This is a genomic window from Rhodococcoides corynebacterioides (assembly GCF_019834675.1).
In the GTDB taxonomy this organism is placed as follows: domain Bacteria; phylum Actinomycetota; class Actinomycetes; order Mycobacteriales; family Mycobacteriaceae; genus Rhodococcoides; species Rhodococcoides corynebacterioides_A.
This window is the reverse complement of sequence record NZ_JABUBU010000004.1, coordinates 1-26,427: the sequence shown is the minus strand read 5'-3', so window position 1 is coordinate 26,427 and position 26,427 is coordinate 1. Positions and strand designations below refer to the sequence as shown.

Below are 26,427 nucleotides of genomic sequence, written 5' to 3'. Positions count from 1 at the left end.
AAGTCCGGACTGACTACCATCGAACGGCGGGTCGTCACTCGGCCCGGCCCCGTCCACGAGCAGGAGGTTCCCGTGACCGTGTCCGGTCCGTCGCTGCTCGGCACGTATCTGGAGCGGCGCTACCGCGTCGACGCGCCCATCGCCCGTGGCGGCATGTCGACCGTCTACCGCGGTCTGGACACCCGGCTCGACCGGCCCGTCGCCATCAAGGTGATGGACCCCCAGTTCGCCGGTGATCCGGAGTTCGTCCGTCGCTTCGAGTTCGAGGCCCGGGCCGTCGCGCGGCTCAACCACCCGGGGCTCGTGGCGGTCCACGACCACGGACGCGACGGCGACCACGCGTTCCTGGTCATGGAACTGGTCGAGGGCGGCACGCTCCGCGAGTTGCTGCGCGAGCGGGGCCCGATGCCGCCGCACGCCGCCGTCGCGGTTCTCCAGCCCGTCCTCGACGCCCTCGCCGTGGCCCATCGCGCCGGTCTGGTGCACCGCGACGTGAAGCCGGAGAATGTCCTGATCTCCGACGACGGCGAGGTCAAGATCGCCGACTTCGGATTGGTGCGCGCCGTCGCCGCCGCGACCACCACGTCGGCCAGCGTCATTCTCGGCACCGCCGCGTATCTGTCGCCCGAGCAGGTGTCGACGGGCACCGCCGACGCCCGCAGCGACGTCTACTCGGCCGGCGTCCTGCTGTTCGAGGTCCTGACCGGCCGCACCCCCTTCGACGGTGACACCTCCCTCTCGATCGCCTACCAGCGGGTGGAGAACGACGTTCCCGCACCGGGTTCCGTCGTTCCGGGCGTTCCCCGCCACCTCGACGCGGTGGTGCGCGACGCCACGCGCCGCGCGCCCGCGGACCGCTTCCGGGATGCCGGGACGATGGGCGACGCACTGCGCTCGGTGACCGCGACGCTCGGCCTGCCGAGCTATCGGGTGCCGGCCCCGGCCCGCTCGGCCGAGCATCTGTCCGCCGAGACGCTGCACGCCCCGCGCCCGTACGCCCCGCAGGCACCGCGCTCGCCCGACACCGCGATCGTGGCTGTTCCGGCGGCGTCGATCGGCAGCCCGTCCCCCACGCAGCACACCAAGATGGTCACCGCCGCCGAGCGACGCGATCCGCCCGCGGAGGCGTCGGGCCGCGGCGTGTTCGCCTATCCCGACTACGAGGCGGATCGGCGTCGGTCGCGCCGCGTGGCGCTCATCTGGCTCGCGATTCTGGTGGTCGCCGCCCTGGTGCTCGGCACTGTCGGTTGGTGGGCCGGGTCCGGGCGGTTCACCGCGGTACCGGCCGTCGACGGGCTCGACCGCACCTCGGCGGTGTCGGCCATCGAGGCGGCGGACCTGACCGCCACGGTCGAGGGCCGGTGGAGCGACGACGCTCCGGTCGACCGGCTGCTGGGCACCGACCCGTCGGCGGGATCGCGCGTCGAGCGCGGCGGCACGGTGGCCCTGCTGGTCTCGCAGGGCCGTCCCGCGGTGCCCGACGTGGTGCCCGGGGCGTCGCCCGACGAGATGACGGCGGCACTCGAGGACCGCACGTTCGTGGCGGTCGACGGCGGCGAGGCCTTCAGCAGTTCCGCCGACCGCGGCGACGTCGCAGCCCTGGATCCCGCGCCGGGGACGGTGCTGCCCGTGGGCAGCGAGGTCCGCGTGGTGACCAGCAAGGGTGCGCCGCCGGTCGACGTGCCGGACGTCCGCGGTCGCAGCGAGCAGGACGCACGCGCCGAACTCGATCGGGTGGGCATCACCGTCGCCGCCGTCGAAGAGGTGTTCGACGCCGACGTCGACCGGGGGTCCGTAGTCGCCACCGATCCCGCGGCCGGCACGGGTGTGACCGCCGGGTCGTCGGTGACGCTGCGGGTGTCGACGGCCGTTCCGGTGCCGTCGATGCTGGGCCGCACCGTCGGCTCCGCGCGGGAAGAACTCGAACGGCTCGGGCTCGACGTCCGGGTTCGGCAGGTCACCCGCACCGACCGGTCGCTGGTGATCTCCCAGACGCCCGGTCCCTCCGAGCGCATCGCGCCGGGAGGGACCGTGACGTTGGTGTCGCTGCCGTAGGGCCACAACGCCGAAGGGCAGCAACGCCACAGGACAGCGGCCCGGGCGGTCTCAGCCGCGCAGCATCTCCGCGACCAGGAACGCCAGCTCGAGGGACTGCTGGGTGTTCAGGCGGGGGTCGCACGCCGTCTCGTACCGGCCGGACAGGTCCAGATCCGAGATGTCCTGGGCGCCGCCGAGGCACTCGGTGACGTTCTCGCCGGTGAGCTCGACGTGGATGCCGCCGGGGTGGGTGCCCAGCTCGCGATGGACCTCGAAGAAGCCCTGGACCTCGTCGACGATGCGGTCGAAGTGGCGCGTCTTGTAGCCCGTGGACGCCTCGTGCGTGTTGCCGTGCATGGGGTCGCACTGCCAGATGACCTGGTGCCCGGTGGCCTGCACCTTCTCCACGATGGCGGGCAGCAGGTCGCGAACCTTGCCGTTGCCCATGCGGGAGATGAGGGTGAGGCGGCCGGGCTTGTTGGTCGGGTCGAGCCGCTCGACGTACTCGACGGCCATGTCCGGGGTCGTGGACGGCCCGATCTTCAGGCCGATCGGGTTGGAGACCAGTTCGGCGAACGCGATGTGCGCGCCGTCCAGCTGACGGGTGCGGTCCCCGATCCACAGGAAGTGGGCGGACAGGTCGTAGAGCTTGGGGTGCTCGTCGTCGTTGTCCAGGCGCAGCATCGCGCGCTCGTAGTCCAGCACCAGCGCCTCGTGGCTGGCGAAGATGGTGGCCTGCTTGAGGTTCGGGTCCGTCACGCCGCAGGCGTTCATGAACTTCAGGCCGTTGTCGATCTCGGAGGCGAGCTGCTCGTAGCGGGCGCCGGCGGGCGAGTTCTGCACGAACTCGCGGTTCCAGTCGTGCACCTTGTGCAGGTCGGCCATGCCGGCGCCGGTGAGGGCACGCACCAGATTCATCGCCGCACTGGCGTTGGCGTAGGCCCGCACGAGGCGCGACGGATCGTGCGCACGCACGGCCTCGTCGGCGACCAGGGAGTTCACCATGTCGCCGCGGTAGGACTTCAGGCCCAGCGCGTCGACGTCCGCGGAGCGCGGCTTGGCGTACTGACCCGCGATGCGCGCGACCTTGACCACCGGCAACGACGCGCCGTAGGTGAGGACGACGGCCATCTGCAGCAGGGTGCGGATGTTGCCCTTGATGTGCGGCTCGGTGTTGTCGACGAAGGTCTCGGCGCAGTCGCCGCCCTGAAGCAGGAACGCCTCGCCGCGCGCGACGGCGGCCAACTCGGCGGAGAGCCGCTCCACCTCGCCCGCCACCGTGATGGGCGGCACGCTCTCGAGAACCGTGCGCATCGCCTCGGCCTGATCGGCCGGCCAATCGGGCTGCTGCGCGGCGGGCTTGGCCAGCGCGGCGGCGAGCTGCTCGCGCAGGGCCTCGGGGAGCGGCGGGAGCTCGGGCAGGCGTTCGATCGGAACGTCGACAGTCCAGTTCACCAGACCAGGATAGGTGGTGACCGGTCACGGTCACGAGTCCGGTCGGGCGGTGCCGGACCACCCCGCGAGGTCAGCCTGCGGCGCGGGCGGCCTCGACGGCGCGGAACTTGGCCAGGTTGTGCCGCGCGTCGGCCAGCGCGTCGTGCGCGTCGTCCGGTGCGTCCGGCAAGGCGGGGGATCCGTGGTCCTGCCAGTACTGCTTCAACTCGCGGGTGAATCGCGGCATGACCCGCGGCAACGCCGTCATCGGCCCCCACAGCTGACAGAGCGCCACGTGGTCGTACGCCGCGACCCAGGCCCACATCTCGACGTCCCCGGCGCCTCCCGCGGTGACGAAGTCGAGGATCTCGTCCCGGATGCGGGCGCGGGACTGCCACAGCGACGACGAGTACGGGGGCAGCTTGGGCAGCACGTTCCGTCGGACCCAGGGACCGGCCCGCTCGGGATCGAACTCCGCCGACACCGCGTAGTATTCACGGCCGTCCTCGGCGACGATGCCGATGGAGACCAGATCGATCGTGCGACCATCCTCGATGAACTCGCAGTCGTAGAAGTAGCGCACGGTGGCCACCCTATCGGCCGGCCCCGGGACAGAAGGACCACGCATGCGGAGCACACCCGCGCCGACCGTCCACGTCGGCGACCCGCCCCGGTGGCGTCGGCCCCTGGTGCTCGCCGCCAAGGTCCTCACCGTCGTCGGCCTCCTGGCCGGCGTCGCGTTCAATCTGATCGGACTGCCTCCGCTCCGCGAGTGGGGCGAGATCTACCGCCTCGACCTCGACGTCTACCGCATCGGCGGCCGCGCCCTGCTCGACGGCGTAGACCTCTACGGGGTGCTGCCGGCCACCAGCGTCGACATCCCGCTGCCCTTCACCTATCCCCCGATGGCGGCCCTCGCCTTCGCCCCCATGGCGGTGCTGCCGCTGGCCGTGGCGTCGACCGTCATGACATTGATGACGATGGTGCTGCTCGCGGTGACCGTCGCCGTCACCGTGCGCTCCCTCGCGGACCTCGGCGCCCGCGACACCGCGTGGGTGGCCGCCGCCGGCACGGCTGCGGCGTTCGCGCTGGAACCGGTGTGGTCGACGTTCGACTACGGCCAGATCAACGTCGTCCTCATGTGTCTCGTCGTCCTCGACGTGCTGCCCCGCCGCACGCCGTGGCCCCGCGGTCTGCTCGTCGGGTTCGTCACGGCCATCAAGCTCACCCCGGCCGTCTTCGTCCTGTACTTCCTGCTCGCCCGACGGTTCCGCGCGGCGGCCACCGTGGTGGCGTCGTTCCTCGGGTTCACCGCGCTGGGGTTCGTCGCGACGGTCGACGGTTCGGTGCGGTACTGGACCGACGTGCTGATCGACTCCGACCGCATCGGGCACCCCGGGTACGTCGCCAACCAGTCGCTCACCGGCATGCTGGCCCGCCTCGGACTCGACGACGGGCCGCGCACCCTGCTGTGGCTGGCGTGCAGCGTCGTGGTTGGCCTGATCGCCGTCGTCGCCATGCATCGCGCCCTCGCGGTCGGCGACCGGCTCACGGCGCTGTGCGTCAATGCGGTTCTGGGACTGCTGGTCTCGCCCGTGTCGTGGTCGCACCACTGGGTGTGGTCGGTGCCGATCCTCGTGCTGTGCATCCACGCCGGGCTCGTGCGCCGGTCCCTCGCCCTCCCCGTCCTCGCCGTGATCGGCGCGCTGGTGCTGCACTTTCCCGCGCACTGGCGCCTCGGCCCCGGCCGATGGGACGGCTTGGGGTGGCCGATGTGGGATCAGATCCAGGCGTCGTCGTACGTGTGGTGGGGGGTGGCTTTCCTCGTGGTGGCCGCGGTCCTGCCGCGGCGCCGGACCCCGGAGCCGGTGGCCTGACGGGCCCGCGTGGAGCGGGACTCAGCCCGCGCGGCTGTCCGGAATCCGGGCGGCGCCGCCGTCGGAGCCCACCGCGTCACCCGACTCCTCGGTGGCCTTCTTCATGCTCGCGGCGTAGACGTCCACGTACTGCTGACCGCCGAGCTTCATGAGCTCGTACATGACCTCGTCGGTGACCGCGCGCTCGACGAAGCGGTTGCCGGCCATGCCCTCGTACCGCGAGAAGTCCAGCGGCTTGCCGATCTTCACGCCGACCTTGGTGGGCCGCGGCAGCTTGGAGCCGATGGGGTTCATCTTGGCCGTGCCGATCATGGCGACGGGGATGACGGGCACGCCGCTCTCGAGGGCGAGCCGGGCCATCCCGGTCTTGCCCTTGTAGAGCCGATCGTCCGGGGAGCGCGTGCCCTCGGGGTAGATGCCGAGGAGCTTGCCGTTCCGCAGCACCCGCAGACCCGCGTCGAGGGCGTCCTGGGCGGCGGACGCGCCCGTCCGGTCGATGGGAACCTGGCCGACGGAGCTGAAGAACCACCGCTGGAACCGGCCCTTGGCGCCCTTCCCGGTGAAGTACTCGCTCTTGGCCAGGAACGTGATGCGGCGCGTGACCACCAGCGGGAGGTAGAACGAGTCCAGGACGGCCTGATGGTTGCTCGCGAGGATGGCCGGACCGTCGACGGGGATGTTCTCGAGCCCCTCGACCTTCGGTCGCCCCAACGCGTGCAGCAGCGGACCGAGCAGGACGTACTTGAAGGCCCAATACCACATTCCCGACACGCCTTTCGTCGAACAGCCGCCCCCCGGATCCGCGACGATCGCGGGACGTTACGGGTCACGACTCTACCGTCGGTTTATGACACCAGCCACAGTTCGGACGTGCAGTCGGACACATCTCACGCAGCTGTTACCGACCGGTCATCCGCGGGACGCGCCGACCTCCACGCGAGCCAGCTCGGCGGCGCCGATCATGCCCGCGGCCTCCCCCAGTTGCGTGCCGCGGATCCGGGCGAGCGGTCGATGGCCGGCGCCGGTGATCTGGGCCGCGTAGTGCTCGCGTGCGGTGTCGAGGAACAGGGCCGACGACGTCGCGACTCCGCCCGCGATGACCATGCGATCGGGGTCGTAGACGTCCGAGACCAGGGCCAGTCCGATGCCGAGCCAGCGCGCGAACTCCGACATGGTCTCGATGGCGACCAGATCGCCGTCCTGCGCGGCCCCGGCGATCCGACGCCCGGTCAGGGACCCCGGGTCGAGGAACGCCTCCCGCGCCAACACCGTCGACCCGCGAGGGTTGGCGGCCAACAGCTCGATCGCCGTGTCCACCAACGCGGTGCCGCTGCAGTACCGCTCCCAGCACCCGCGCTTGCCGCACGCGCACTGACGCCCGTCGGGTACCACCTGCAGGTGGCCGAGTTCCGGGGCGATGCCGTAGCTGCCGCGGTAGAGCTTGCCGTCGATGAGCAGCGCCGCACCGATGCCGGTACCGATGGCGATCATGACCACGTTGCCCCCGCCGGCCGCGGCGCCGAACCGGTGCTCCGCCCACGCGGCCGCGTTGGCGTCGTGCTCGAGGATGACCGGGATGCCGAGGCGCTCGGTCATCTCCCGCGCCACGGGCCGGTTGATCCAGGGCAGGTGCGGTGCAAAGCGCACGACGGTGCGGTCGGAGTTGATGAAGCCCGCGACGGCGAGCCCCACGGCGGCGATGTCGTGGCGGCTCGCCAGCTCACGCACCGCGCGGTCGATCCCGTTCTCGAGCGCCCGCGACTCCTGGGGCGTCGGCGCCTGCGTGGAGTCGAGGACCTGACCGTCCACGTCGACCACCGACGCTCGAATGCTGGTGCCGCCCACGTCGATTCCGATGGTCAAGGGCTTGGCTCCGTGGCCGTGTGTTCTCACTGTCGTGCTCGGTCCTTTACTGCGTCGGCGGCGTCGAACGCTCCCGGGTGGGTTGCTGCGCCGTCGTCACGGTAATCGGCTGGTAGCCACCGGGGCGAACCGACGACGTCGATGCGCCGGACCCGGCGCCGTCCGCGGTCTCCGTTCGCGGGGCCGGGGAGGCCTTGGAGGCCTTGGAGGCCTTGGAGGACGCGGAGGACGCAGAGGACGCAGAGGACGCAGAGGACGCAGAGGACGCTGAGGACGCTGAGGACGCGGCGGTCGGGGACGCGTGCTCGTCGAGGTACGCGCGGACCACGGCGACCAGCCCGTCGAACTCGGTCGAGACCAGGGTGAGCAGATCGTGCCGTTCGCCGCGCAGCGCCGCCGCGAGCGCGCACAGCGGGCACCAGGAGCACCCGTCCCAGTGCGGGGCGTCGGGGTCGTCGAGTCGCCGCAGGGCGGGCTCGACCCGGTCGATGACGCGCTCGGCCAGGACCCGCAGTTCCGCCACGAGGTCACGGGTCTCCCCGGCGTCAGCCATCCCCGTCCTCCCGAACCGGGGCCGACGGTGCGGCGAGGTTCTCGGGCCACACGGCGGCGTCGGGAGTGAAGCGGACGACGAGTTCGCTGGTGGCGTCGGCCCCGTCGAACTCCGCGCCGGCGACCACGCAGCGTCGCAGGACCGACGCCAGCCGCAGCCGACGTCGCGCTCCCTGCGCACTCACGATCATGTCGTCCTCCACGCGTCCGACCGTCACCGTGGACGGATCCACGTACGGCAGCGGCACTCTCATCACGTACACCGACTCGAGCCCGCGTCCCGACTCGTGCTCCACCCGGGGCGCGAGCGCCGGAACCGATCCGGGCGCGGACGGGACCAGGTCGCCGATCTCGTCGCCGACCGCCGCCAGAGCCGTCGACCCTACCGGCTCGCTCGGCTGCTCGGTCACGGTCACGACGCGGACCCCCGGCAGCGACTGCTCCGCCGCACGCACCGCCGCGAGGTGCTCCGCGCGGCGCCGCTCGGCCCAGAACACGGCCGGATGCGTCCCCAGAACGGAGGTCGGGACCGCGCCACCGAGATCCGGTTGCACGCCGTCGATCACGAGGGCGCTCACCGCGAGGCCGTGGAACACCGTCCGCGTCAGCACGTCGCGGGCGCGGGCGACCGAGCGGCGGCCGGGTCCGGCGACGACGAGCGCGTCGGTGCGCGACGCGTCGCCGAGCACGGCGCCGATCCGGGTCACCGTCGCCACGATGCGGTCCACCACCTGGACCAGGACGGCGGCGCGCAGGTCGCCGCTCGTGGCGGCGACCACCCGCGCGTGCTGCGGCCAGATGCGGTCGAGGTACCCGGCGACCGACGTCGGCGTGGCGACGACGTCCGCCCACTCCCCCGCCGACGGGCCGTCGACGACGACGTGGTCGACGTCGGGCCGGTCGGCCAGGCGGATCACCTCGGCGAGACCGGCGACGGTCTCGGCGACGGGGACCCCGGTGAGTTCCTCGGCGTCGGGCAGGGACGGCCCGGCGCCGTGCTCGTGGGCGCCCGCGGCCATCGCGGCCAGGGTGCGGTAGCGCTCCTCGACCAGCGCGGCGGCGTCGAGTCGCACGATCTCGGGGCCGTCCACGGCGGAGCCGAGCAGCGCCGCGGGATCGGTGCCGTCCCACGCCACGAGCACCACGCGCGCGCCCCGTCGGTGGAGTCGCGTCGCCGTCGCGGCGGCGACGGTGGACCTACCGGCGCCGCCCGACCCCACCACGACGGTGAGGCGGGCGGGCGTTCCGGTCGCCTCGGCGGTCAGCCCTCGACCCTCTTCTTCAACTCCTTCAGGGCGGTGTCGGTGATGACCTTCTCCGCCTTGCGCTTGAACAGTCCGATCATGGGGATCGCGAGGTCGACGGTCAGCTCGTACGTCACCTCGGTGGTGCCGTCGCCGCGGTCGGCGAGACGGTAGGACCCCACCTGCGACTTCTGCATCTGGCCCTCGACGAGGTGCCACGACACGGAACGGTCTCCGTCCCAGTCGTATTCGAGCTCGTAGGTGTCCTTGACCATGCCGGCGTCGAGGACGAAGCGCACACGACGCGCGCGTCCGGTCGGACCGTCCTCGAGCACCTCGACCGACTTCGCGGCCTCGACCCACTCGGGGTACGCCGGGAAGTCGGCGATCACCGACATGACCGCCTCGGGCGTGCCACCGACGACGATGGATTTCGTGGTCTTGTCTGCCATGACTGCCCCTAGTCTTCGCGCGCGAGCGATCGTCGCGTCGGCACCATGATCGACGGTGCCACCGTCAGGTCCGCACGCCGGGGTCGGTTCCGGGGACGGACGTAGTGTGCGCGGGCGCCTCGCCCGGCGCTCGACCCGCCTCGAGCAGACCCTTCACCTCGAAGGACATGGCTTTGCCCGCGACCCGACGCGCGCGGTCCAGGACGGGCGCCGAGGCCGCCGGGTCGGTGGGCTCGGCGTGCAGGAAGTAGTGCAGGATCGCGCCGTCGAGGGAGGGCTCGAGCCAGACCTCCATGGTGCCCACCAGCTCCCCCGCGACGGCCCACCGCACCCCCTTGTCCCCACGATCCTCGGTCACCGTGACCGTCAGCCGCGGGAACCACGACCGCCACCGCCGGGGGTCGCCCACCACGGCCGCGATGTCGGCGGGAGGGGCTGCGACGAACGTCTGATCCGCCACCTGCACGCTGCTCATACGTGTCAGCGTCCCATGCGGCCACCCGCCGTCCGACAGGACCCGTGACGACTCACATCGAGACGGGTTTAGTGTGAATCCTCGTCCGAACCGCGTGACCGGTGCGACCCGTCCCGAACCCCCGGTCGGTCACCGCCCCGGACCGACACTCTCGACCCCACCCTCTCGACCCAAGATTCTCGACCCACACTCTCGACCACCCTCGACCACCGGAGCCGTCCGTGCGTGAATTCAGTGTCCCCGCCTCGTTCTCCGTCGACGACGGCGAATCCGCCGTCGACGCCGTGTTCGCGCACGAGCGGTCGCGTCCGAACGCCGTGGTCTACCGCCGCCAGGGTCGGTCGTGGACCGACGTCACGGCGGCCGACTTCGCCGCGCGGGTGCGTGCCGTCGCCAAGGGGCTGATCGCGTCGGGCGTCGAGCAGGGCGACCGCGTCGCCCTCATGTCCGCCACGAGATTCGAGTGGCCGTTGCTCGACTACGCGATCTGGGCGGCGGGCGCGGTCACGGTGCCGGTCTACGAGACGTCGTCGGCGGGTCAGGTGCGGTGGATCCTCGAGAACTCCGGCGCCCGCGTCGCGATCGTCGAGACGGTCGCGCACTCGAACATCCTCGCCGAGGTGCTCCCCGATCTCCCGCACGTGGACCACACCTTCCAGATCGAGGTCTCGCCGGAGAAGCAGGGCGCCGTCGACGTCCTCACCGACGCGGGAGCCGAGCTCGGCGACGACGCGGTGGACGCGCGCGTGGCGGCCCTGAAGTCCTCGGATCCGGCGACGCTGGTCTACACCTCGGGGACGACGGGCCGGCCCAAGGGCTGCGTGCTCAGCCACGCGAACCTCCTCGCGGAGAGCCGCGGCATCGCCGCCAGCGCACTCGGCGAGATGCTCACCGAGGGTCGGACCACCCTCATGTTCCTGCCCATGGCGCACGTCCTCGCGCGGGCCGTCTCGATCGCCGCGTTCGATCGCGGTGCCACGCTCGGCCACACCGCCGACATCCCGCGGCTCGTGGAGAGCTTCGGAGCGTTCCGCCCGCACTTCATCCTGTCGGTCCCGCGAGTGTTCGAGAAGGTCTACAACACCGCCCGCCAGAAGGCCCACGGTGACGGCAAGGGCCGCATCTTCGACACCGCCGCCGACACGGCCGTCGCCTACAGCCGGGCGCTCGACGCGTCCGGGCCGTCGCTGGTACTGCGCGCCAAGCACGCGCTGTTCGACCGTCTCGTCTACGGCAAGCTGCGGGCGGCGCTCGGCGGGCAATGCGAGTTGGCCATCTCCGGTGGCGCGCCGCTCGGCGAGCGCCTCGCGCACTTCTACCGCGGCCTCGGCATCACCATCTACGAGGGCTACGGACTCACCGAGACCACCGCGGCCGCGGCCGTGAACACCCCCGGACAGCAGCGCATCGGCACCGTCGGCAAGCCGCTGCCCGGCAACGCCGTGCGCATCGCCGACGACGGCGAGATCCTGCTGTCCGGCGGCGTCGTCTTCGGCGGCTACTGGAAGAACGACGACGCCACCGCCGAGGCCCTGACCGACGGGTGGTTCCACACCGGCGATCTGGGCACCGTCGACGACGACGGCTACATCGCCATCACCGGTCGCAAGAAGGAGATCATCGTGACCGCGGGCGGCAAGAACGTCGCCCCCGCCGGGCTCGAGGACTCGCTGCGGGCGAGCCCGCTGATCGGCCAGGCGATGGTCGTCGGCGATCAGCGTCCGTTCATCGGCGCGCTCATCACCGTCGACCCCGAGGCGTTCCCCGGGTGGAAGCAGCGCAACGGCAAGGACGAGTCGGCGACGGTCGCCGACCTCACCTCCGACCCGGACCTCGTCGCCGAGATCGACGCCGCCGTCGCCGAGGCCAACAAGACCGTCTCGCACGCCGAGGCCATCAAGAAGTACCGCGTGCTGGCGGTGGACTTCACCGAGGAGGGCGGCGAGCTGACCCCCACGATGAAGCTCAAGCGGAACGTCGTCGCGGAGTCCTACGCGAGCGACATCGAGGCCCTCTACAGCAAGTGAGCCAACCGGGCCGCGAGGTCGTCCCACCGCCACTCGGTGGTGACGAACTCGCGGCCCGCGGCGCCCATCGCCGCCGCGCGATCCCGGTCCTGCAGCACCCCGACGACGGACCGGGTGACGTCCTCGACGTCCGTGCCGTCCACCGTCGTCCCCGTCACGCCCTCGATCACCGTCTCCGGCGCCCCACCCGACCGACCGGCGACGACGGGAACACCGGTCGCCGACGCCTCCAGGAACACGATGCCGAGGCCCTCGACGTCCAGGCCCGCGCCGCGGGTGCGGCACGGCATCGCGAACACGTCGGCGATCGTGTGGTGGGCGGCCAGTTCGTCGGCGGGCACCGACCCCGTGAACACCACGTGCTCGGCCACCCCGCACGCCGTCGCCAACCGGCGGAGCGTGTCGCCGTACGGCCCGCCGCCGACGATCACCAGCACCGCGCCGTCGATCTGCTCGCGGATGCCGGCCAGCGCACGGATCAGAACGTCCTGCCCCTTGCGCGGCACCAGCCGGGACAGGCAGAGCACGGTCGGCCGATCCCCCAACCCGTAGCGCGCGCGCAGGTCCGCGCGAGCCGCGTCGTCGGGTCGGAAGACCGTCGAAACCACGCCCGGCGGAACGTGTTCGAGTGCCGCGTCCGCTCCGAAGGCGGACGCGAATCGACCCCGGGTGTAGCGGCTGACATAGGTGACGACGTCCGCGGTCGACCCGATGCGCCGCAGCGTCTGCCGCGCCGCGGGCAGCATCGACCACCCCACCTCGTGCCCGTGCGTCGACGCCACGACCCGCGACGCGCCCGCCCGGCGCAGGTGCGGACCCAGGACGGCCAGCGGCGCCGCGGCGCCGAACCACACCGTCTCGCATCCCCGGTCACGGACCAACTGCGCCGCCCGACGCGCGACCAGCGGTGTGGGCAGCATCAGGGTCGTCGGGTGCCGCACCACCTCGAACGGTTGCTCCGCGTCGAAGCGGACGTGCGTGTCCCCGCGCCACCGCGGCGCGTACACGACCAGGTCCTCCGGAGGCAGGAGCCGCGCGAACGTGTGCAGGTAGGACTGGATTCCCCCGCGGCGAGGCGGGAAGTCGTTGGTGACCAGCAGGGTTCGGCGCACCGATCAACCGTAGACGGTCAGGCGGGCCCCGCCGTCTTTCCTGCGACCCAGCGGCCCCATTCCTCCAGGAACGCCTCCGTGGGCAGACCCAGCGTGGCCGAGAGCGCGGCGTCGAGCCGCGTCGGATCCGTCGGACCGCCGGCGAGCGCGCGGTAGAGCGCGAGCAACCGCGCCTCGCCGAACCGATCCGCGACGAACGACGCGACCGACCAGGCGGACTCGTACGCAATGGACCCACGCGACCCCCCGGCCCCGAAGTCGTCGTCCTCCGGCAGCACCGTCGGCGGCCCACCGACGCGGACGACGGCGGACAGCGTCGGTGCGATCTGCGCGACGCTCAGCCCGGACCCGCGGTAGCCGGAGTAGTCCGCGACGCCCTCGAGCAACCACAGCGGCGCACCCTCGCCGGTGATCGCCCGGAGCGCGACGTGCGTCAGTTCGTGCTGGAGCACCGTGCGGCGCGTCGACTCGGTGAGGCGGCCCGGCGCAGATGCGCCGAACACCACGCGCTGACCGGTCACCAGGCCACCCCGCGCCGGGTCCGCGATCGTCGACGCGGCCACCGCCGGCGTCGTCGACCCGTTCGCCAGCGACGTGAACTCCGCATCCGACCCGGCCACGGTGACCACACCGCGCCGCGTCCAGCCCTCACCCACGAAATCCGACACCGCCGCGACCGCGGCCGGAAGGTCACCGGCCACCGCATCGAGGAACGCGCGCTGCTCGGGATGCCCGACGACGATCGAGGTCGTCGACCCGGTCTGCACCCGCACCGTCTCCACGGGTCCGAAGTCCCACGGTCCGCGCCACGTGGTCCGGCCGTACTGCGGACGCTCCTCGTCCGACACGATCCGCCACTCGTCGCCGCGGCGCGCGAGGACCAGCGACACGTCACGTCGGGTCGGCGCGGTGTCGGCGTCCGCGTAGGCGTAGCGCAGGGCCACTCGCGGCGCCCACACCTCCGTCGCGTCCACGGCATCCGCCAGGTCCGGCGGCACCGGCGTCTCCGGCTCGTCGAGAATCTCGTACCCGAAGTCCGACAACGGTACCGTCGCCACCACGTCGGCGCGTGCCACCTCCCGCGCGACGAACGCCGGATCGGCGGCGGGATCGAGGACCGCGCGGACGCCGTCGTCGTCTCCCGAGCGCACGGCGGCTCCCCACCGGTCCAGGAGCGCGGTGACGTCGTCGTGGCGTTGTCGGTCGGCGCTCGCGGGTGCCCGGGAGGACTCGGAGGAGTCGGTGGCACCCGTGTCGTCCGCGCCGCCCGCGGGCCCGGCGCACGCGGCGAGGATCAGGAGGGAGAGAAGGGCGGAGAGGGCCGCGGCGGCGCGCGGCACCGTCAGTATCGGCGGGCGCCGTAGAACGGCCACGACGCCATCGACTCCACCCGCACCGGAACGCCGAAGGTGCTGGCGTGCAACACGTTTCCGTTGCCGGCGTAGAGGCCGACATGGGTGGCGCCGGGGTAGAACAGCACCAGGTCACCGGGCTGCAAATCCTCCTTGCTCACCGGAGTTCCCCCAGCGGCCTGCGCCTGGCTCGATCGCGGCAACGTCTTGCCCACCTGCTGGTAGGCCCAGACGACCAACCCGGAGCAGTCGTACCCGTCCGGTCCGGTGGCGCCCCACACGTAGGGCTTGCCGATCTGCGTGAGGGCGGCCTGCAACGCACCGGACTGGGAGCCCGGGGTGAGCGACTTCAGGATGACCGACGGGTCGAAGCCCGGCGGGAACGCCGATCCGGCCAGCTGCGCCTTCTCGTTCGCCGAGAGCGCGCCGAACGCCGAGACGACGTCCGCGATCTCGGTCTGCAGGGTGCTCTGCTTGCTCTGAAGGTCGTCGCTCACCGCCGTGGCCTGTTCGGTGGCGGCGCGGGCCTCCTCGGCGGACCGAGCGGAGGCTTCCGCCGCCGCGGCCGCGGCGTCGGAGGTGGCGCGGAAGCTGTCGACCGTGGCGGCCGTGTCCTTGGAGATGACGTCGAGCGCCGCCATCTGATCGAGGAGCTGCTGCGGGGAGTCGCTGACCATCACTGCGAAGAGGCGGTTGGTCCGCGCTCCCTGGTAGTTCGCCCGGGCGATCTTGTCGACCTCGGGCCGCAGTGTCTCGAGCTGCGCCCGCGCGGCATCCGCGGCGGCGCGGTCGGCGGCCAGTCGGTCCTCCGCCTCGCGCTGCGCGGCGGACTTGGCGTCGAGCTCCATCTGCGCGTTGTGCATCGCCTCGGTGGTCAGCTCCGACTGGTGCGACAGGTCGGCGAGCCGGGTCATCGAGTCGGACACCGAGGCGCCCGGAACGGGGTCGGCGGACGCGGGCGCGGCGAGAGCGGCGGCGGCGGACAGGGCCGCGGCGAGAAGGAGACCGCCGACGGTGCGGCGAACGGGGGCCGAGGACGACACGGGCGGAACTTCTCCTTCGTCGATGGCCGGCGGGAACCGGCGGCGTCGAGGGCCGGAACGGGGTGAAACGACGAGGCACGCGACGCGTCTCGCGATCACGATCAGATTACGGCGAGGTCGGGCGGACCCGGCCGGCTTTGCGGAAACAGCCCGCGAACCCGTCGATCGGTCGTGAGAAACAACGAAAACCGAACCGGTGGTCGGCTCGGTTCTCGTCGCAACTCTCGTGGTGGAGCGGCAGATCAGGCGTAGCGGCGTGCGCCGTCGAAGGGCATCGACGACAGCGGAACGACCTTGACGGGCTGGCTCTCGGTCGACGCGTGGACGACGTTGCCGTTGCCGACGTAGATGCCCGAGTGCGAGCCGCCGTAGAACGAGATGACGTCACCCGGCTGCAGGGCGTTCTGGGACACGGGAGTCCCGGCCGCGGCCTGGTCGTAGCTGGTGCGCGGCAACTCGATGCCCGCCTGCTGGTAGGCCCACTTGACCAGGCCGGAGCAGTCGAAGGCGTTGGGGCCGGCAGCGCCCCACACGTAGGGAGCGCCGACCTTGCTCTCCGCGGCCTGAGCGGCCTGCGCACCGGCGCTCAGGAACGGCGCGGGGGCGACGGGCGCCGGGATCTGCGGCAGGCCGGGCGTCTGCGGGAGCGGGGGCAGCTGGCTCAGGATCTGGTCCGGAACCTCGACGGTGCCGATTCCGGGGATCTCGACCGGCGCTGCGAAGGCGGGGGCCGCGGGGACCGCGATGGCACCGGCGGTCAAGGCGCCGGCGACGAGAACGTTGCGCACGGGTCGTGCAGTGGTGCTGGGCTTGCGGTGTTTCGCCACGAGAAAGAGGTGCTCCGTTTCTTCCTGTCATCCGCCGACCGAGTTAGCTGACGGGTTCGGGCTGGGAAGATCAGCCCTACCCGGCGGAACGCGGATCGCGTTCGCGTCGGGATTCACCCCGGTGAAACGGTGGGTTCCCGGCTCGGACACCCGGAAGAGGTGTCCGATTGAGCGGTGACACTGCGACGCAGTCCGTGGGTGGATCTGCTCGACTCCGCAATGTCTCGGAAAGATTACGAAACCGTCTCCGCGATGTCGAGTCGACTCGTGACGTGTCGCAATTCGGTCACGGCCGAGACCTAGCCCGCCGCGTGTTCCGACCCACCCGACCGGTTGCCGCCGACCCCGCCGCGCCGCCCGAGTCCGCTGCCCCGGACCAACCGGAGGCGCGGGATCAAGCCGCCGTCCGCGAGCACCTGCATCGCCTCGCGTTCGTCCTGCTCGAGCCGCAATCGACGCGCTCGACCGAACTCCGCCGCACCGGAGTCGGCCACGGCCGACGGCACCGACGGAACCCCCAGGAGGACGGACACGACGCAGTCCGAACACGCGTCGCCCCGCACCGAGCAGTCCCCACAATCGACAATCATGTGATCTCCGTCTCATCGTCGTGTCGCTGACCGTCGGGCGGTGTCACAGCGCCGCCGCCCGTGTCGCCGACACCCGGCATGCACCGGACGTCGTCGACGAGGCGGACGCTAACCCCACCCACCGACACGGCCCGGTTGGAGGTCTCGACGCACGGACTCTGTCGGTGGGGGGCCCTACGGTGCGCGGCGTGGGAAGAACGAGACCGGAGGACGGAGTCGCCGGCGGACAGCTGGCGTTCGACGAGCTGGACACGCCGCTGCGCGACACCACCTTCGTCGTGGTCGACCTCGAGACCACCGGCGGCCGCCCGGGTGAGGACGCCATCACCGAGATCGGCGCGGTGAAGGTTCGCGGCGGCCGCGTGCTCGGCGAGATGGCCACCCTGGTCGACCCGGGGCGCAGCATCCCCCCGTCCATCGTGCAGCTCACCGGTATCACCTCGGCGATGCTCGTCGACGCTCCGCGGATCGAACGGGTGCTGCCCGCGTTCCTCGAGTTCGCCCGCGGGTGCGTTCTGGTCGCGCACAACGCCCGGTTCGACACCGGCTTCCTGCGGGCGGCGGCGGTGCGCATGGATCTTGCGTGGCCTCGATTCCAGGTGCTGTGCACGGTGCAGCTGGCCCGCCGGGTCCTCACCCGCGCCGAGGCGCCCTCGGTCAAGCTCTCGTCCCTCGCGACGCTCTTCACCTCGTCCACACGTCCGACGCACCGCGCTCTCGACGACGCCCGCGCCACGGTGGACGTGCTGCACGGGCTCATGGAGCGGGTCGGTAACCAGGGCGTGCAGAGCTACGCCGAACTCGTCGACTACCTGCCGACGATCACCGCCGCGCACCGCGCCAAACGGACGCTCGCCGCGGGACTCCCGCACGCCCCGGGGGTCTACCTGTTCCGCGGCCCGTCCGACGAGGTGCTCTACGTCGGGACGTCGAAGAACCTCCATCGCCGTGTGCGGACCTACTTCACGGGTTCCGAGACGCGCGGGCGCATGAAGGAGATGATCGCGCTCGCCACGCGGGTCGACCACGTCGAGTGCAGCCACGCGGTCGAGGCGGGAGTGCACGAGCTACGGCTCATCAGCGCCCACACACCGCCGTACAACCGGCGGTCGAAGTACCCACGCAAGGGCTGGTGGATCGCCCTGACCCGTGAGTCGTTCCCTCGCCTGTCGGTCGTGCGCACACCGGCTCCCGGGGCGATCGGCCCGTTCGCGCAGCGCACCACGGCCGTCGAGAGCGCGGCGCTCGTCGCCGAGCACCTGCGCCTGCGCTCGTGCACGCGGCGCATCCGTGCGTCCGGAGTCCACCACTGCGAGCAGGAATCGGTGGGCGGGTGCACCGCGGCGGGCAGACCCACCACCGCCGCCGAGTACGCGCCCCTCGCCGACGCCTTCCGGCGGTTCGCCGACGGCGTCGACGTGTCGGTGGTCGAGGAGGCCGTGGCACGGATCGACGCGCTGTCCGAGGACCTGCTCTTCGAGACCGCCGCTCGCGTGCGGGACCGCACGGCCGCCCTCCTGACGGCGTTGCGCACGGTGCAGCGTCTGGGCGCACTCGCGGCCGTCGGGCAGCTGGTCGCCGCGCGGCGTGCGGAAGACGGCGGGTGGGAGTTCGTCGTGGTCCGCCACGGCCGTCTCGCGGCCGCAGGGGTCTCACGGCGCGGCGTGGCGCCGATGCCCGTCGTGGAGGCGTTGATCGCCGGCGCGGAGACGGTGATTCCCGACGACACCCCGCTGCGCGGCACCACACCGGAGGAAGTGGCCCTGCTCGCCCGGTGGTTGGACTCGGGCGGCGTCCGCATCGTCGACGTCACGGACCGGTGGAGCGAGCCCGCGGGCGGCGCCGGCCGGTGGGCCCCCTGGGTCGCGACCGTGCGCGACGCGGGACGCCGCGAGCGGGAACGGACGATGGCATGGGCGTGAGCGCGGAGACGGCCGTGCGCGGGCACTCGGGCGAACTAGGCTGGCGCCATGATCACCGCCATCGTTCTGATCCATTCCGAGGTGCACACCATTCCGGAGACCGCCCGCGCGGTGGCGGACGTCGCGGGGGTCACCGAGGTCTACTCCTGTGCCGGGGACGTCGACCTGATCGCCGTGGTCAAGGTCCGCTCGCACGAAGAGATCGCCGACGTCGTCACCGAGCGCATCAACCGCATCGACGGCGTCGTCCGCACCGACACGCACATCGCCTTCAAGTCGTACTCGAGTGCCGACGTCGACGCGGGATTCTCCCTCGGGGAGTAGCCCCGCTCCGCTCAGGACGAGGTGAAGGCGGCCCACCGCTCCAGCAGCGCCGCGGCCGCGCCGGAGTCCACCGCCTGTGCGGCGGCCGTCGACGCGTCGGCCAGAGCGTCGACCAGCGAGCCCTCGACACCGCGATGCGCCGCGATGGCGCCCGCCGCGTTGAGCAGCACGGCGTCGCGCACCGGACCGCTCTCGCCGGCGAACACCCGTCGGGCCACGTCGGCATTGGCGTCGGCGTCGCCGCCCCGCAGTTCGTCGAGCGGGACCCGCGCCACCCCCAGATCGCGCGGGTCGAGGGTCTCGGTCCGGACGGCGCCGTCGTGCACGATGCGCACGGTCGTCGTGGTCGACGTGGTGATCTCGTCGAGGCCGTCGTCGCCCCGGACCACCAGGACCGAGTTGCCCCGCGTCGCGAACACTCCGGCCATCGTGTCCACCAGATCCGCGAACGCGCATCCCACCAGGCCCGCCCGCGGCGCCGCCGGGTTGGTCAACGGACCGAGCACGTTGAACACCGTCGGGATGCCGATCTCCTTGCGGGCCGCCGAGGTGTACCGCAGCGCGGGGTGGAACACCGGCGCGAAGCAGAACCCGATACCCAGCGCGCGCACGCTGTCGGCGACGCGCTCCGGCCCCTGGTCGATGCGCACGCCCAGCGCCTCGAGCACGTCGGCTCCGCCGCTCTTCGACGACGCCGCCCGGTTGCCGTGCTTGACCACGCGAACACCGGTCGCCGCGACCACCACGGACGCCATCGTCGAGATGTTCACCGTGTTCGAGCGGTCGCCGCCCGTGCCCACGATGTCGACGACGTCGTCGTCGATCGGGACGCGACGCGCGTGGCCCAACATCGACGAGGCGAGGCCACCCAGTTCCGCGGCCGTCGGGCCCTTGATCTTCAGCGCCACGCCGAACGCCGCGATCTGCGCCGACGTGGCGTTGTCGGACATGATCTCGTCCATCGCCCAGGCCATGTCGTCCGCCGTCAGGTCGTGTCCCGAGGCCAGTTCCCCCAGGACGGCCGGCCAGGTCCTCGGCACGTGCGGCGCGTTCATGGGCGCGAGCCTAGTGGGCGTCGATCCTCCTCGAACGCCGGATCCCTGGTCCGCCGATCACGAGGACACGGCCGCGGCCGGGTCGGGTTGGAGGGCGTCCCAGCCGAGAACCCGACCACCTCGCCGCTGCGCCAATCCCGCCATCCGGGATCGCTCCTGCGAACAGTGCAGTGCGTCGAGCACCTGCACCCGTTGCAGGACGACGACGGTCAGCTCCTCGCGCGGCGTCGGGGCGATCGGCGGGGTGTCGGCGAGCGGCCCGGACGTCGCCTCGCGGTACTCGTCCTGTCCCGCGACGGCCACGGCGTCCGCCACGTGCTCGCCCGGCAGCAGCAGATGATGGCGCAGCACCGCCTGCTCGTCGGGCCGCCACGGCGGCGTCGTCGACGCGGCGCGGTCGAGCGTGACCGAGCAGGCCTCGACGTCGTCGAAGCACGACGCGACGACCACGAGGTCCGTGCGCGTGGGGTCGAGAGGTGTCGGTTCACCCTTGCCGAACAGGCGCCGCCACCATCGTCCGGAACGCTTCTCGGTCATCACCCGAGATTGCCAGACGACGGCCCCGTCGCGGCCCGACACGGCCGACACTCGACCTCGAGTCGAGACTCGGACGTCTCGTCCGTCACGTTCCCGAAAAAAGTTTTCGCACCCCCGCCGACGTGCGGCGACCCACCCTATTGGACAGAAAGTCCAGTACGCGGGCTCGAGGGCGCTGCGACGGCCCCGATTCCGCACGCGCGCGCGAACGTCCGTCGACCCGCCGACCGCCGACCCGGCTATGCCATCCGTACTACGACGAGTCATACTTGCGAACGTGACGAGCGCAGTAGGTACTTCGGGATCCGCCATCACCCAGCGTGTCCACTCGCTGAACCGACCGAACATGGTCAGCGTGGGCACCATCGTGTGGCTGTCCAGCGAGCTGATGTTCTTTGCCGGTCTCTTCGCGATGTACTTCGTCGCGCGCGCGCAGGCGCCCGAGGGACAGTGGCCGCCGGAGCCCACCGAGCTGAACCTGACGCTCGCGGTCCCGGTCACCGCCGTGCTGATCGCCTCGTCGTTCACCTGCCAGCTCGGCGTGTTCGCCGCGGAGCGCGGCGACGTCTTCGGCCTGCGCCGCTGGTACGCCATCACGCTCGCGATGGGCACGTTCTTCGTCCTCGGCCAGGGCTACGAGTACTACCACCTGGTGCACGAGGGCACGTCGATCTCGAGCAGCGTCTACGGCTCGGTCTTCTACATCACCACCGGCTTCCACGGCCTGCACGTCATCGGTGGTCTGATCGCGTTCGTCTTCCTCATCGCGCGCACGCTCGTCTCGAAGTTCACGCCGGCGCAGGCCACCGCGGCCATCGTCGTGTCGTACTACTGGCACTTCGTCGACATCGTCTGGATCGCCCTGTTCGCCACGATCTACTTCATCCGCTAGCCGACCGCGCATCGAATCTTCCGATGACAGCCTCATCGGTCTCGTCCGACAAGCCGTCCCGACACGACAAGGGATACAGATGAGCTCCTCACCCCCCTCCACCTCCGGTGACGACGTCACCGGGACCGACGGTGCCGCCGACACCGCCGCGGCGGTCAAGGCGCGTCGTCGTCGGCGCGCCCGTCGTCGGGTCAGCGGTGCCATGGCGCTGTTCATGGGTCTCGTCGGTGCCGGATTCCTGGCCGCCGCGCTGACCCCGGACGCGCAGGTCGCCACCGCGCAGGAGGACACCGCCGCCATGGTCCGCGAGGGCCAGCAGATCTACGACACGTCCTGCGTGACGTGCCACGGCGTGAACCTGCAGGGCGTCCAGGACCGCGGTCCGTCGCTCATCGGTGTCGGCGAGGCCGCCGTCTACTTCCAGGTGTCGTCCGGTCGCATGCCGATGGCCCGCAACGAGGCCCAGGCCGAGCGGAAGCCCCCGAAGTACAACGAGGAGCAGGTCGACGCCCTCGGTGCCTACATCCAGGCCAACGGTGGCGGCCCCACCGTCGTGCGCAACTCCGACGGGTCCATCGCCCAGGAGTCGCTCCGCGGTGGTGACGAGGCACGCGGCAGCGAGCTCTTCCGGCTCAACTGCGCGTCCTGCCACAACTTCACCGGTCGCGGCGGTGCGCTGTCGTCCGGCAAGTACGCGCCGATCCTCGACCCGGCCAACGAGCAGCAGATCTACCAGGCCATGGTCACGGGCCCCCAGAACATGCCCAAGTTCTCCGACCGGCAGCTCACACCCGAGGAGAAGGCGGACATCATCGCCTACGTGAAGTCCTCGACCGAGACCCAGCCTCCCGGCGGTTACGGACTCGGCGGCTTCGGCCCCGGTACCGAGATGATCGCCATCTGGGTGGCCGGCATCGGCGCAGTCGTCGCAGCAGCATTGTGGATCGGAGTGAGGTCATGAGCGACGAAGGTCGCAAGGACGGCGTCGGCACCGCCGGCACCGACGCCGCCGACAACGGCGCAGAGGGTTTCGACCCCAATCGCAAGTACACCGACGAGGAACTGTCGGCCATGAGTCGTGACGAGCTCGTCGCGCTCGGCACCAACCTCGATCACGTCGACGTGGCGTTCCGTCGCCACCGCTGGCCCGTGCCCGGCACCAAGGCCGAGAAGCGTGCCGAGCGCAACGTCGCACTGTGGTTCTTCCTCGCCGGTCTGTCCGCGATCGCGTTCGTCGGCATCTACCTCTTCTGGCCCTGGCAGTACGCCGGCATGGGTGAGGACAACTACGGCCTGTACAGCCTGTACACGCCGCTGATCGGCCTCACCATGGGCCTCGCCATCATCTTCGTGGGCGTCGGCGCGGTGCAGTTCACCAAGAAGTTCATCCCCGAAGAGGTGTCCATCCAGGACCGCCACGACGGTGGATCGTCCGAGGTCGACAAGAAGACCGTCGTCGCGGAGCTGTCCGACTCGTTCGACACCTCCACGCTCGGTCGCCGCAAGATGATCAAGCGAAGCCTGGTCTTCGGTGGCGGCGCACTCGGCATCATGTCGATCCTTCCCCTCGGTGGATTGGTCAAGAACCCGTGGGCCGAGGGCGACGAATCCTCTCTGTGGGTGTCCGGCTGGACGCCGAACTACCTTGGAGAGACGATCTACCTTCGGCGATACACGGGCCGCGTCGACGACGTCGTCCTGGTTCGCCCCGAGGACTTGGACGCAGGTGCCATGGAAACGGTGTTCCCGTTCCGCGAATCTGAGCGCGGCAACGAAGAAGAGCTGTCGCATGCGCTCAAGGGCATCCGTAACGCCGTCATGTTGATCCGACTCCGCACCGAGGACGCGGACCGCGCCGTCAAGCGGGTCGGGCAGGAGAGCTTCAACTACGGCGACTACTTCGCCTACTCCAAGATCTGCACTCACCTCGGGTGCCCCACCTCGTTGTACGAGCAGCAGACCAACCGGATTCTCTGCCCGTGCCACCAGTCGCAATTCGACGCGTTGGAGTACGGCAAGCCGATCTTCGGACCGGCAGCCCGCGCTCTTCCGCAGCTTCCCCTGACGGTCAACGACGAGGGTTACCTCGTGGCCGCGGGTGATTTCATCGAGCCGCTCGGCCCCGCTTACTGGGAACGTCCGGCCGGAGTACACGAGCCGGAGAGCAACTCTGCGGCCTCGTCATCGGAAGGTGCACGATGAGTCCATCGATCGCCACGCTCGCCGCGAAGCAGGCGGAGGGAGTCGACTCCCGATACCACCTGTCCTCAGGCCTGCGCCGTCAGATCAACAAGGTCTTCCCGACGCATTGGTCGTTCCTGCTCGGTGAGATCGCCCTCTACAGCTTCATCATCCTGTTGCTGTCGGGTGTCTACCTCACCCTGTTCTACGACCCCTCGATGTCGGAGACGATTTACGAGGGCGCCTACGCTCCCCTGCGTGGCGTCGAGATGACCAAGGCGTACGCCACCACCCTGAACCTCTCGTTCGAGGTTCGCGGCGGTCTGTTCATCCGCCAGATCCACCACTGGGCAGCGCTGCTGTTCGCGGCGTCGATCATCGTGCACATGATGCGCATCTTCTTCACCGGTGCGTTCCGTCGCCCGCGTGAGGCCAACTGGGTCATCGGCTCGCTGCTGCTCATCCTGGCGATGTTCGAGGGCTTCTTCGGCTACTCGCTCCCCGACGACCTGCTGTCCGGCACGGGCCTGCGCGCCGCGTTCTCCGGTATCACCATCTCCATCCCGGTGATCGGCACGTGGATGCACTGGCTGATCTTCGACGGCGACTTCCCCGGCACGATCATCATCCCGCGCCTCTACGTCGCCCACGTGCTGCTGCTGCCGGCCATCATCCTGGCCCTGATCGCTGCTCACCTGGCGCTCGTCTGGTACCAGAAGCACACGCAGTTCCCCGGCCCCGGCCGTACCGAGACCAACGTCGTCGGCGTGCGCATCCTGCCCGTCTTCGCCGTGAAGTCCGGCGCGTTCTTCGCCATGACCTTCGGTGTGCTGGCCGTCATGGGCGGTGTCCTGCAGATCAACCCGGTGTGGAACCTCGGGCCGTACAACCCGTCGCAGGTCTCGGCCGGATCCCAGCCGGACTTCTACATGATGTGGACCGACGGTCTCGCTCGCCTCTGGCCCGCGTGGGAGCTGTACATCGGCAACTACATGATCCCGGCCGTCTTCTGGGTCGCCGTGATCATGGGTGCGGTGTTCGCGATCATGATCGCCTACCCGTGGATCGAGAAGCGGTTCACCAAGGACGACGCGCACCACAACCTGCTCCAGCGTCCGCGTGACGTGCCGGTGCGTACCGCCGCCGGTGCGATGGCCATCGCGTTCTACGTGGTCCTGACGCTCTCCTGCGTCAACGACCTCATCGCGTACAAGTTCTCCATCTCGCTGAACGCGATGACCTGGATCGGCCGCATCGGTGTCCTGGTCCTTCCGCCCATCGTGTACCTGATCACCTACCGCTTCTGCATCGGCTTGCAGCGCAGTGACCGTCAGGTGCTCGAGCACGGCATCGAGACCGGTGTGATCAAGCGTCTGCCGCACGGCCAGTACGTCGAGATCCACCAGCCGCTGGGCCCGGTCGACGAGCACGGACACCCCATCCCGCTCGAGTACCAGGGTGCTGCCATCCCGAAGAAGATGAACAAGCTCGGTACCGCCGGCAAGCCCGGCGCCGGTAGCTGGTTCACCCCGGACTCGGACGAGGAGCACCGCCTGCACGAGGAGCTCGCACACAAGGGCGAGCACGACCAGCTCACCATGCTCCGCACCTACCAGGCCAAGGTTCTGGCGCAGGGCAACGGGCACCCCAACGGCAACGGCTCGAACGGCAACGGGCACGTCCCCGACACCAACGGTTCCGCCAACGGCAACGGACACGGTCCGGACACCAACGGCCACTGAGCCACCACGTCCGACAGGCGTCACCCCACTCGGGGTGGCGCCTGTCGGCGTTTCGGGGGCAGCACTCCCCTCCCCCATTGCCCGCCCGGTCCGCTTCCGCTCGAGGCCCCTGGAGCCCGCGCGGATCGCCGGCCCGGCGCCACCGACGGCCCCTCCCAGCCCGATCCGCTGCAGCCTCAGGCATCCGCGCCGCCTGCAGCACGGGCGGATCCCTGGAACCCGCGCGGATCACTGGGCCGGGCCGACGGGCACGAGTCCGCAGCTCGCTCGGACCACCTGCTCACCTTTCGACCGGCGGAGTCAGGTACCTCGTGGCCCGCCCACTCGACCCGCTGCCGCTCCAGGCATCCGCGCCGCCTGCAGCACGGGCGGACCCCTGGAACCCGCGCGGATTACTGGGCCGGGCCGACGGGCACGAGTCCGCAGCTCGCTCGGACCACCTGCTCACCTTTCGACCGGCGGAGTCAGGCACCTCGTGGCCCGCCCACTCGACCCGCTGCCGCTCCAGGCATCCGCGCCGCCTGCAACACGGGCGGACCCCTGGAACCCGCGCGGATCGCCGGCCCGGCGCCAGCGACGGCCACTCGAGGCCCCTCCCAGCCCGATCCGCTGCAGCTTCAGGCATCCGCGCTGCCTGCAACACCTGCGGATCCCTGGAACCCGCGCGGATCGCCGCCCCCGCGGCCTCTGCGTCCACTTCAGGCACCCCACCGTCCAATCCGCTGCCGCTCCAAGCACACGCGCTGCCTGCAACACCTGTGGATGCCTGAAACCCGCGCGGATCACCGCCCCCGCGGCCACCGCCGCCCCACGAGCGCCCCGGCCACCATCCGTTGCCACTCCACGCACCCGCGCCGCCTGGAACCCGCGCGGATCGCCGGACCAAGCC

Annotated in this window: 24 protein-coding genes and 1 riboswitch; of the genes, 9 read left to right on the top strand and 15 right to left on the bottom strand. The window is 71.0% G+C overall.

The annotated features are described in order from the left end of the window. The first annotated feature begins 72 nt into the window (after positions 1–72). The gene (gene pknB, locus HQ603_RS07985; RefSeq protein WP_371831024.1) at positions 73–2,055 is read left to right on the top strand and encodes a Stk1 family PASTA domain-containing Ser/Thr kinase; all 1,983 of its coding nucleotides are present in this window, start codon (positions 73–75) and stop codon (positions 2,053–2,055) included. Positions 2,056–2,106: 51 nt separating this feature from the next. Here the strand turns inward: pknB and HQ603_RS07980 are convergent, their stop codons facing one another. Together HQ603_RS07980 and HQ603_RS07975 are read right to left on the bottom strand one after the other, a co-directional pair. Next, positions 2,107–3,492 carry a class II 3-deoxy-7-phosphoheptulonate synthase gene (locus HQ603_RS07980; protein WP_222684021.1) on the bottom strand — a complete coding sequence of 462 codons (1,386 nt, stop codon included), beginning with the start codon at positions 3,490–3,492 and terminating at the stop codon, positions 2,107–2,109. 70 nt (positions 3,493–3,562) lie between these two features. After that, the gene (locus HQ603_RS07975) at positions 3,563–4,054 is read right to left on the bottom strand and encodes a polyadenylate-specific 3'-exoribonuclease AS (RefSeq protein ID WP_222684020.1); all 492 of its coding nucleotides are present in this window, start codon (positions 4,052–4,054) and stop codon (positions 3,563–3,565) included. A gap of 43 nt (positions 4,055–4,097) precedes the next feature. Between HQ603_RS07975 and HQ603_RS07970 the strand changes: the two genes are divergently transcribed. Then, positions 4,098–5,348 (top strand): glycosyltransferase 87 family protein, encoded by a 1,251-nt coding sequence (locus HQ603_RS07970; protein ID WP_222684019.1) that lies wholly within the window; start codon positions 4,098–4,100, stop codon positions 5,346–5,348. A gap of 21 nt (positions 5,349–5,369) precedes the next feature. Here the strand turns inward: HQ603_RS07970 and HQ603_RS07965 are convergent, their stop codons facing one another. The 6 genes from HQ603_RS07965 to HQ603_RS07940 form a co-directional block, all read right to left on the bottom strand. Further along, a complete protein-coding gene (locus HQ603_RS07965) occupies positions 5,370–6,110 on the bottom strand; it encodes a lysophospholipid acyltransferase family protein (RefSeq protein WP_222684135.1) in 741 nt (246 codons plus the stop codon). A gap of 147 nt (positions 6,111–6,257) precedes the next feature. Further along, the gene (locus tag HQ603_RS07960; protein ID WP_222684018.1) at positions 6,258–7,241 is read right to left on the bottom strand and encodes an ROK family protein; all 984 of its coding nucleotides are present in this window, start codon (positions 7,239–7,241) and stop codon (positions 6,258–6,260) included. Positions 7,242–7,257: 16 nt separating this feature from the next. Next, entirely contained in the window at positions 7,258–7,764 is a 507-nt protein-coding gene (locus HQ603_RS07955; RefSeq protein ID WP_222684017.1) for a hypothetical protein, read from the bottom strand. Continuing rightward, positions 7,757–8,986: an ArsA family ATPase gene (locus HQ603_RS07950; RefSeq protein ID WP_222684016.1), complete on the bottom strand. Its 1,230-nt coding sequence runs from the start codon at positions 8,984–8,986 to the stop codon at positions 7,757–7,759. The genes HQ603_RS07955 and HQ603_RS07950 overlap by 8 nt, the downstream gene beginning before the upstream one ends. A gap of 38 nt (positions 8,987–9,024) precedes the next feature. Then, a complete protein-coding gene (locus HQ603_RS07945; RefSeq protein WP_222684015.1) occupies positions 9,025–9,459 on the bottom strand; it encodes an SRPBCC family protein in 435 nt (144 codons plus the stop codon). Positions 9,460–9,523: 64 nt separating this feature from the next. Next, the gene (locus HQ603_RS07940) at positions 9,524–9,934 is read right to left on the bottom strand and encodes an SRPBCC family protein (protein ID WP_222684014.1); all 411 of its coding nucleotides are present in this window, start codon (positions 9,932–9,934) and stop codon (positions 9,524–9,526) included. A 221-nt stretch (positions 9,935–10,155) separates the two neighbouring features. Between HQ603_RS07940 and HQ603_RS07935 the strand changes: the two genes are divergently transcribed. Beyond that, positions 10,156–11,961 carry an AMP-dependent synthetase/ligase gene (locus tag HQ603_RS07935; RefSeq protein ID WP_222684013.1) on the top strand — a complete coding sequence of 602 codons (1,806 nt, stop codon included), beginning with the start codon at positions 10,156–10,158 and terminating at the stop codon, positions 11,959–11,961. Here HQ603_RS07935 and HQ603_RS07930 read toward each other — a convergent pair. The 5 genes from HQ603_RS07930 to HQ603_RS07910 all read right to left on the bottom strand — a co-directional run bounded on the left by HQ603_RS07930 (position 11,949) and on the right by HQ603_RS07910 (position 16,885). Beyond that, positions 11,949–13,073, bottom strand: coding sequence for a glycosyltransferase family 4 protein (locus tag HQ603_RS07930; RefSeq protein WP_222684012.1), 1,125 nt, complete (start codon positions 13,071–13,073; stop codon positions 11,949–11,951). The genes HQ603_RS07935 and HQ603_RS07930 overlap by 13 nt on opposite strands. Before the next feature lie 17 nt (positions 13,074–13,090). Then, a complete protein-coding gene (locus HQ603_RS07925) occupies positions 13,091–14,446 on the bottom strand; it encodes a peptidase MA family metallohydrolase (RefSeq protein WP_222684011.1) in 1,356 nt (451 codons plus the stop codon). After that, positions 14,416–15,468 (bottom strand): C40 family peptidase, encoded by a 1,053-nt coding sequence (locus HQ603_RS07920; protein ID WP_222684010.1) that lies wholly within the window; start codon positions 15,466–15,468, stop codon positions 14,416–14,418. The genes HQ603_RS07925 and HQ603_RS07920 overlap by 31 nt, the downstream gene beginning before the upstream one ends. 242 nt (positions 15,469–15,710) lie before the next feature. Next, positions 15,711–16,256 (bottom strand): C40 family peptidase, encoded by a 546-nt coding sequence (locus tag HQ603_RS07915; protein WP_222684009.1) that lies wholly within the window; start codon positions 16,254–16,256, stop codon positions 15,711–15,713. Positions 16,257–16,312: 56 nt separating this feature from the next. Continuing rightward, a riboswitch (cyclic di-AMP (ydaO/yuaA leader) is annotated at positions 16,313–16,479 on the bottom strand. A 115-nt stretch (positions 16,480–16,594) separates the two neighbouring features. Further along, entirely contained in the window at positions 16,595–16,885 is a 291-nt protein-coding gene (locus HQ603_RS07910; protein WP_222684008.1) for a hypothetical protein, read from the bottom strand. Between the two features lie 188 nt (positions 16,886–17,073). On the opposite strand from HQ603_RS07910, the gene HQ603_RS07905 reads away from it, so the two are divergent. After that, positions 17,074–18,807 carry a DEDD exonuclease domain-containing protein gene (locus tag HQ603_RS07905; protein WP_222684007.1) on the top strand — a complete coding sequence of 578 codons (1,734 nt, stop codon included), beginning with the start codon at positions 17,074–17,076 and terminating at the stop codon, positions 18,805–18,807. A gap of 48 nt (positions 18,808–18,855) precedes the next feature. Further along, positions 18,856–19,131, top strand: a complete 276-nt coding sequence (locus HQ603_RS07900; protein ID WP_222684006.1) for an Lrp/AsnC family transcriptional regulator — start codon at positions 18,856–18,858, stop codon at positions 19,129–19,131. A gap of 11 nt (positions 19,132–19,142) precedes the next feature. On the opposite strand, the gene trpD is transcribed toward HQ603_RS07900, so the two are convergent. Continuing rightward, positions 19,143–20,186, bottom strand: coding sequence for an anthranilate phosphoribosyltransferase (gene trpD / locus HQ603_RS07895; protein ID WP_222684005.1), 1,044 nt, complete (start codon positions 20,184–20,186; stop codon positions 19,143–19,145). A 57-nt stretch (positions 20,187–20,243) separates the two neighbouring features. Beyond that, positions 20,244–20,723: a hypothetical protein gene (locus tag HQ603_RS07890; protein WP_222684004.1), complete on the bottom strand. Its 480-nt coding sequence runs from the start codon at positions 20,721–20,723 to the stop codon at positions 20,244–20,246. 277 nt (positions 20,724–21,000) lie between these two features. Here HQ603_RS07890 and ctaE point away from each other — a divergent pair, with 277 nt between their 5' ends. From ctaE to qcrB, 4 genes are all read left to right on the top strand, one after another. Next, on the top strand, positions 21,001–21,615 hold the full coding sequence (gene ctaE / locus HQ603_RS07885; protein ID WP_222684003.1) for an aa3-type cytochrome oxidase subunit III: 615 nt from the start codon (positions 21,001–21,003) through the stop codon (positions 21,613–21,615). A gap of 79 nt (positions 21,616–21,694) precedes the next feature. Continuing rightward, complete coding sequence (gene qcrC / locus HQ603_RS07880; protein WP_222684002.1) at positions 21,695–22,576, top strand: cytochrome bc1 complex diheme cytochrome c subunit; 882 nt, start codon at positions 21,695–21,697, stop codon at positions 22,574–22,576. Next, on the top strand, positions 22,573–23,817 hold the full coding sequence (gene qcrA, locus HQ603_RS07875; RefSeq protein ID WP_222684001.1) for a cytochrome bc1 complex Rieske iron-sulfur subunit: 1,245 nt from the start codon (positions 22,573–22,575) through the stop codon (positions 23,815–23,817). The genes qcrC and qcrA overlap by 4 nt, the downstream gene beginning before the upstream one ends. Further along, the gene (qcrB, locus tag HQ603_RS07870) at positions 23,814–25,538 is read left to right on the top strand and encodes a cytochrome bc1 complex cytochrome b subunit (RefSeq protein ID WP_222684000.1); all 1,725 of its coding nucleotides are present in this window, start codon (positions 23,814–23,816) and stop codon (positions 25,536–25,538) included. Before qcrA ends, qcrB begins: the two co-directional genes overlap by 4 nt. The last annotated feature ends 889 nt before the right edge of the window (positions 25,539–26,427 follow it).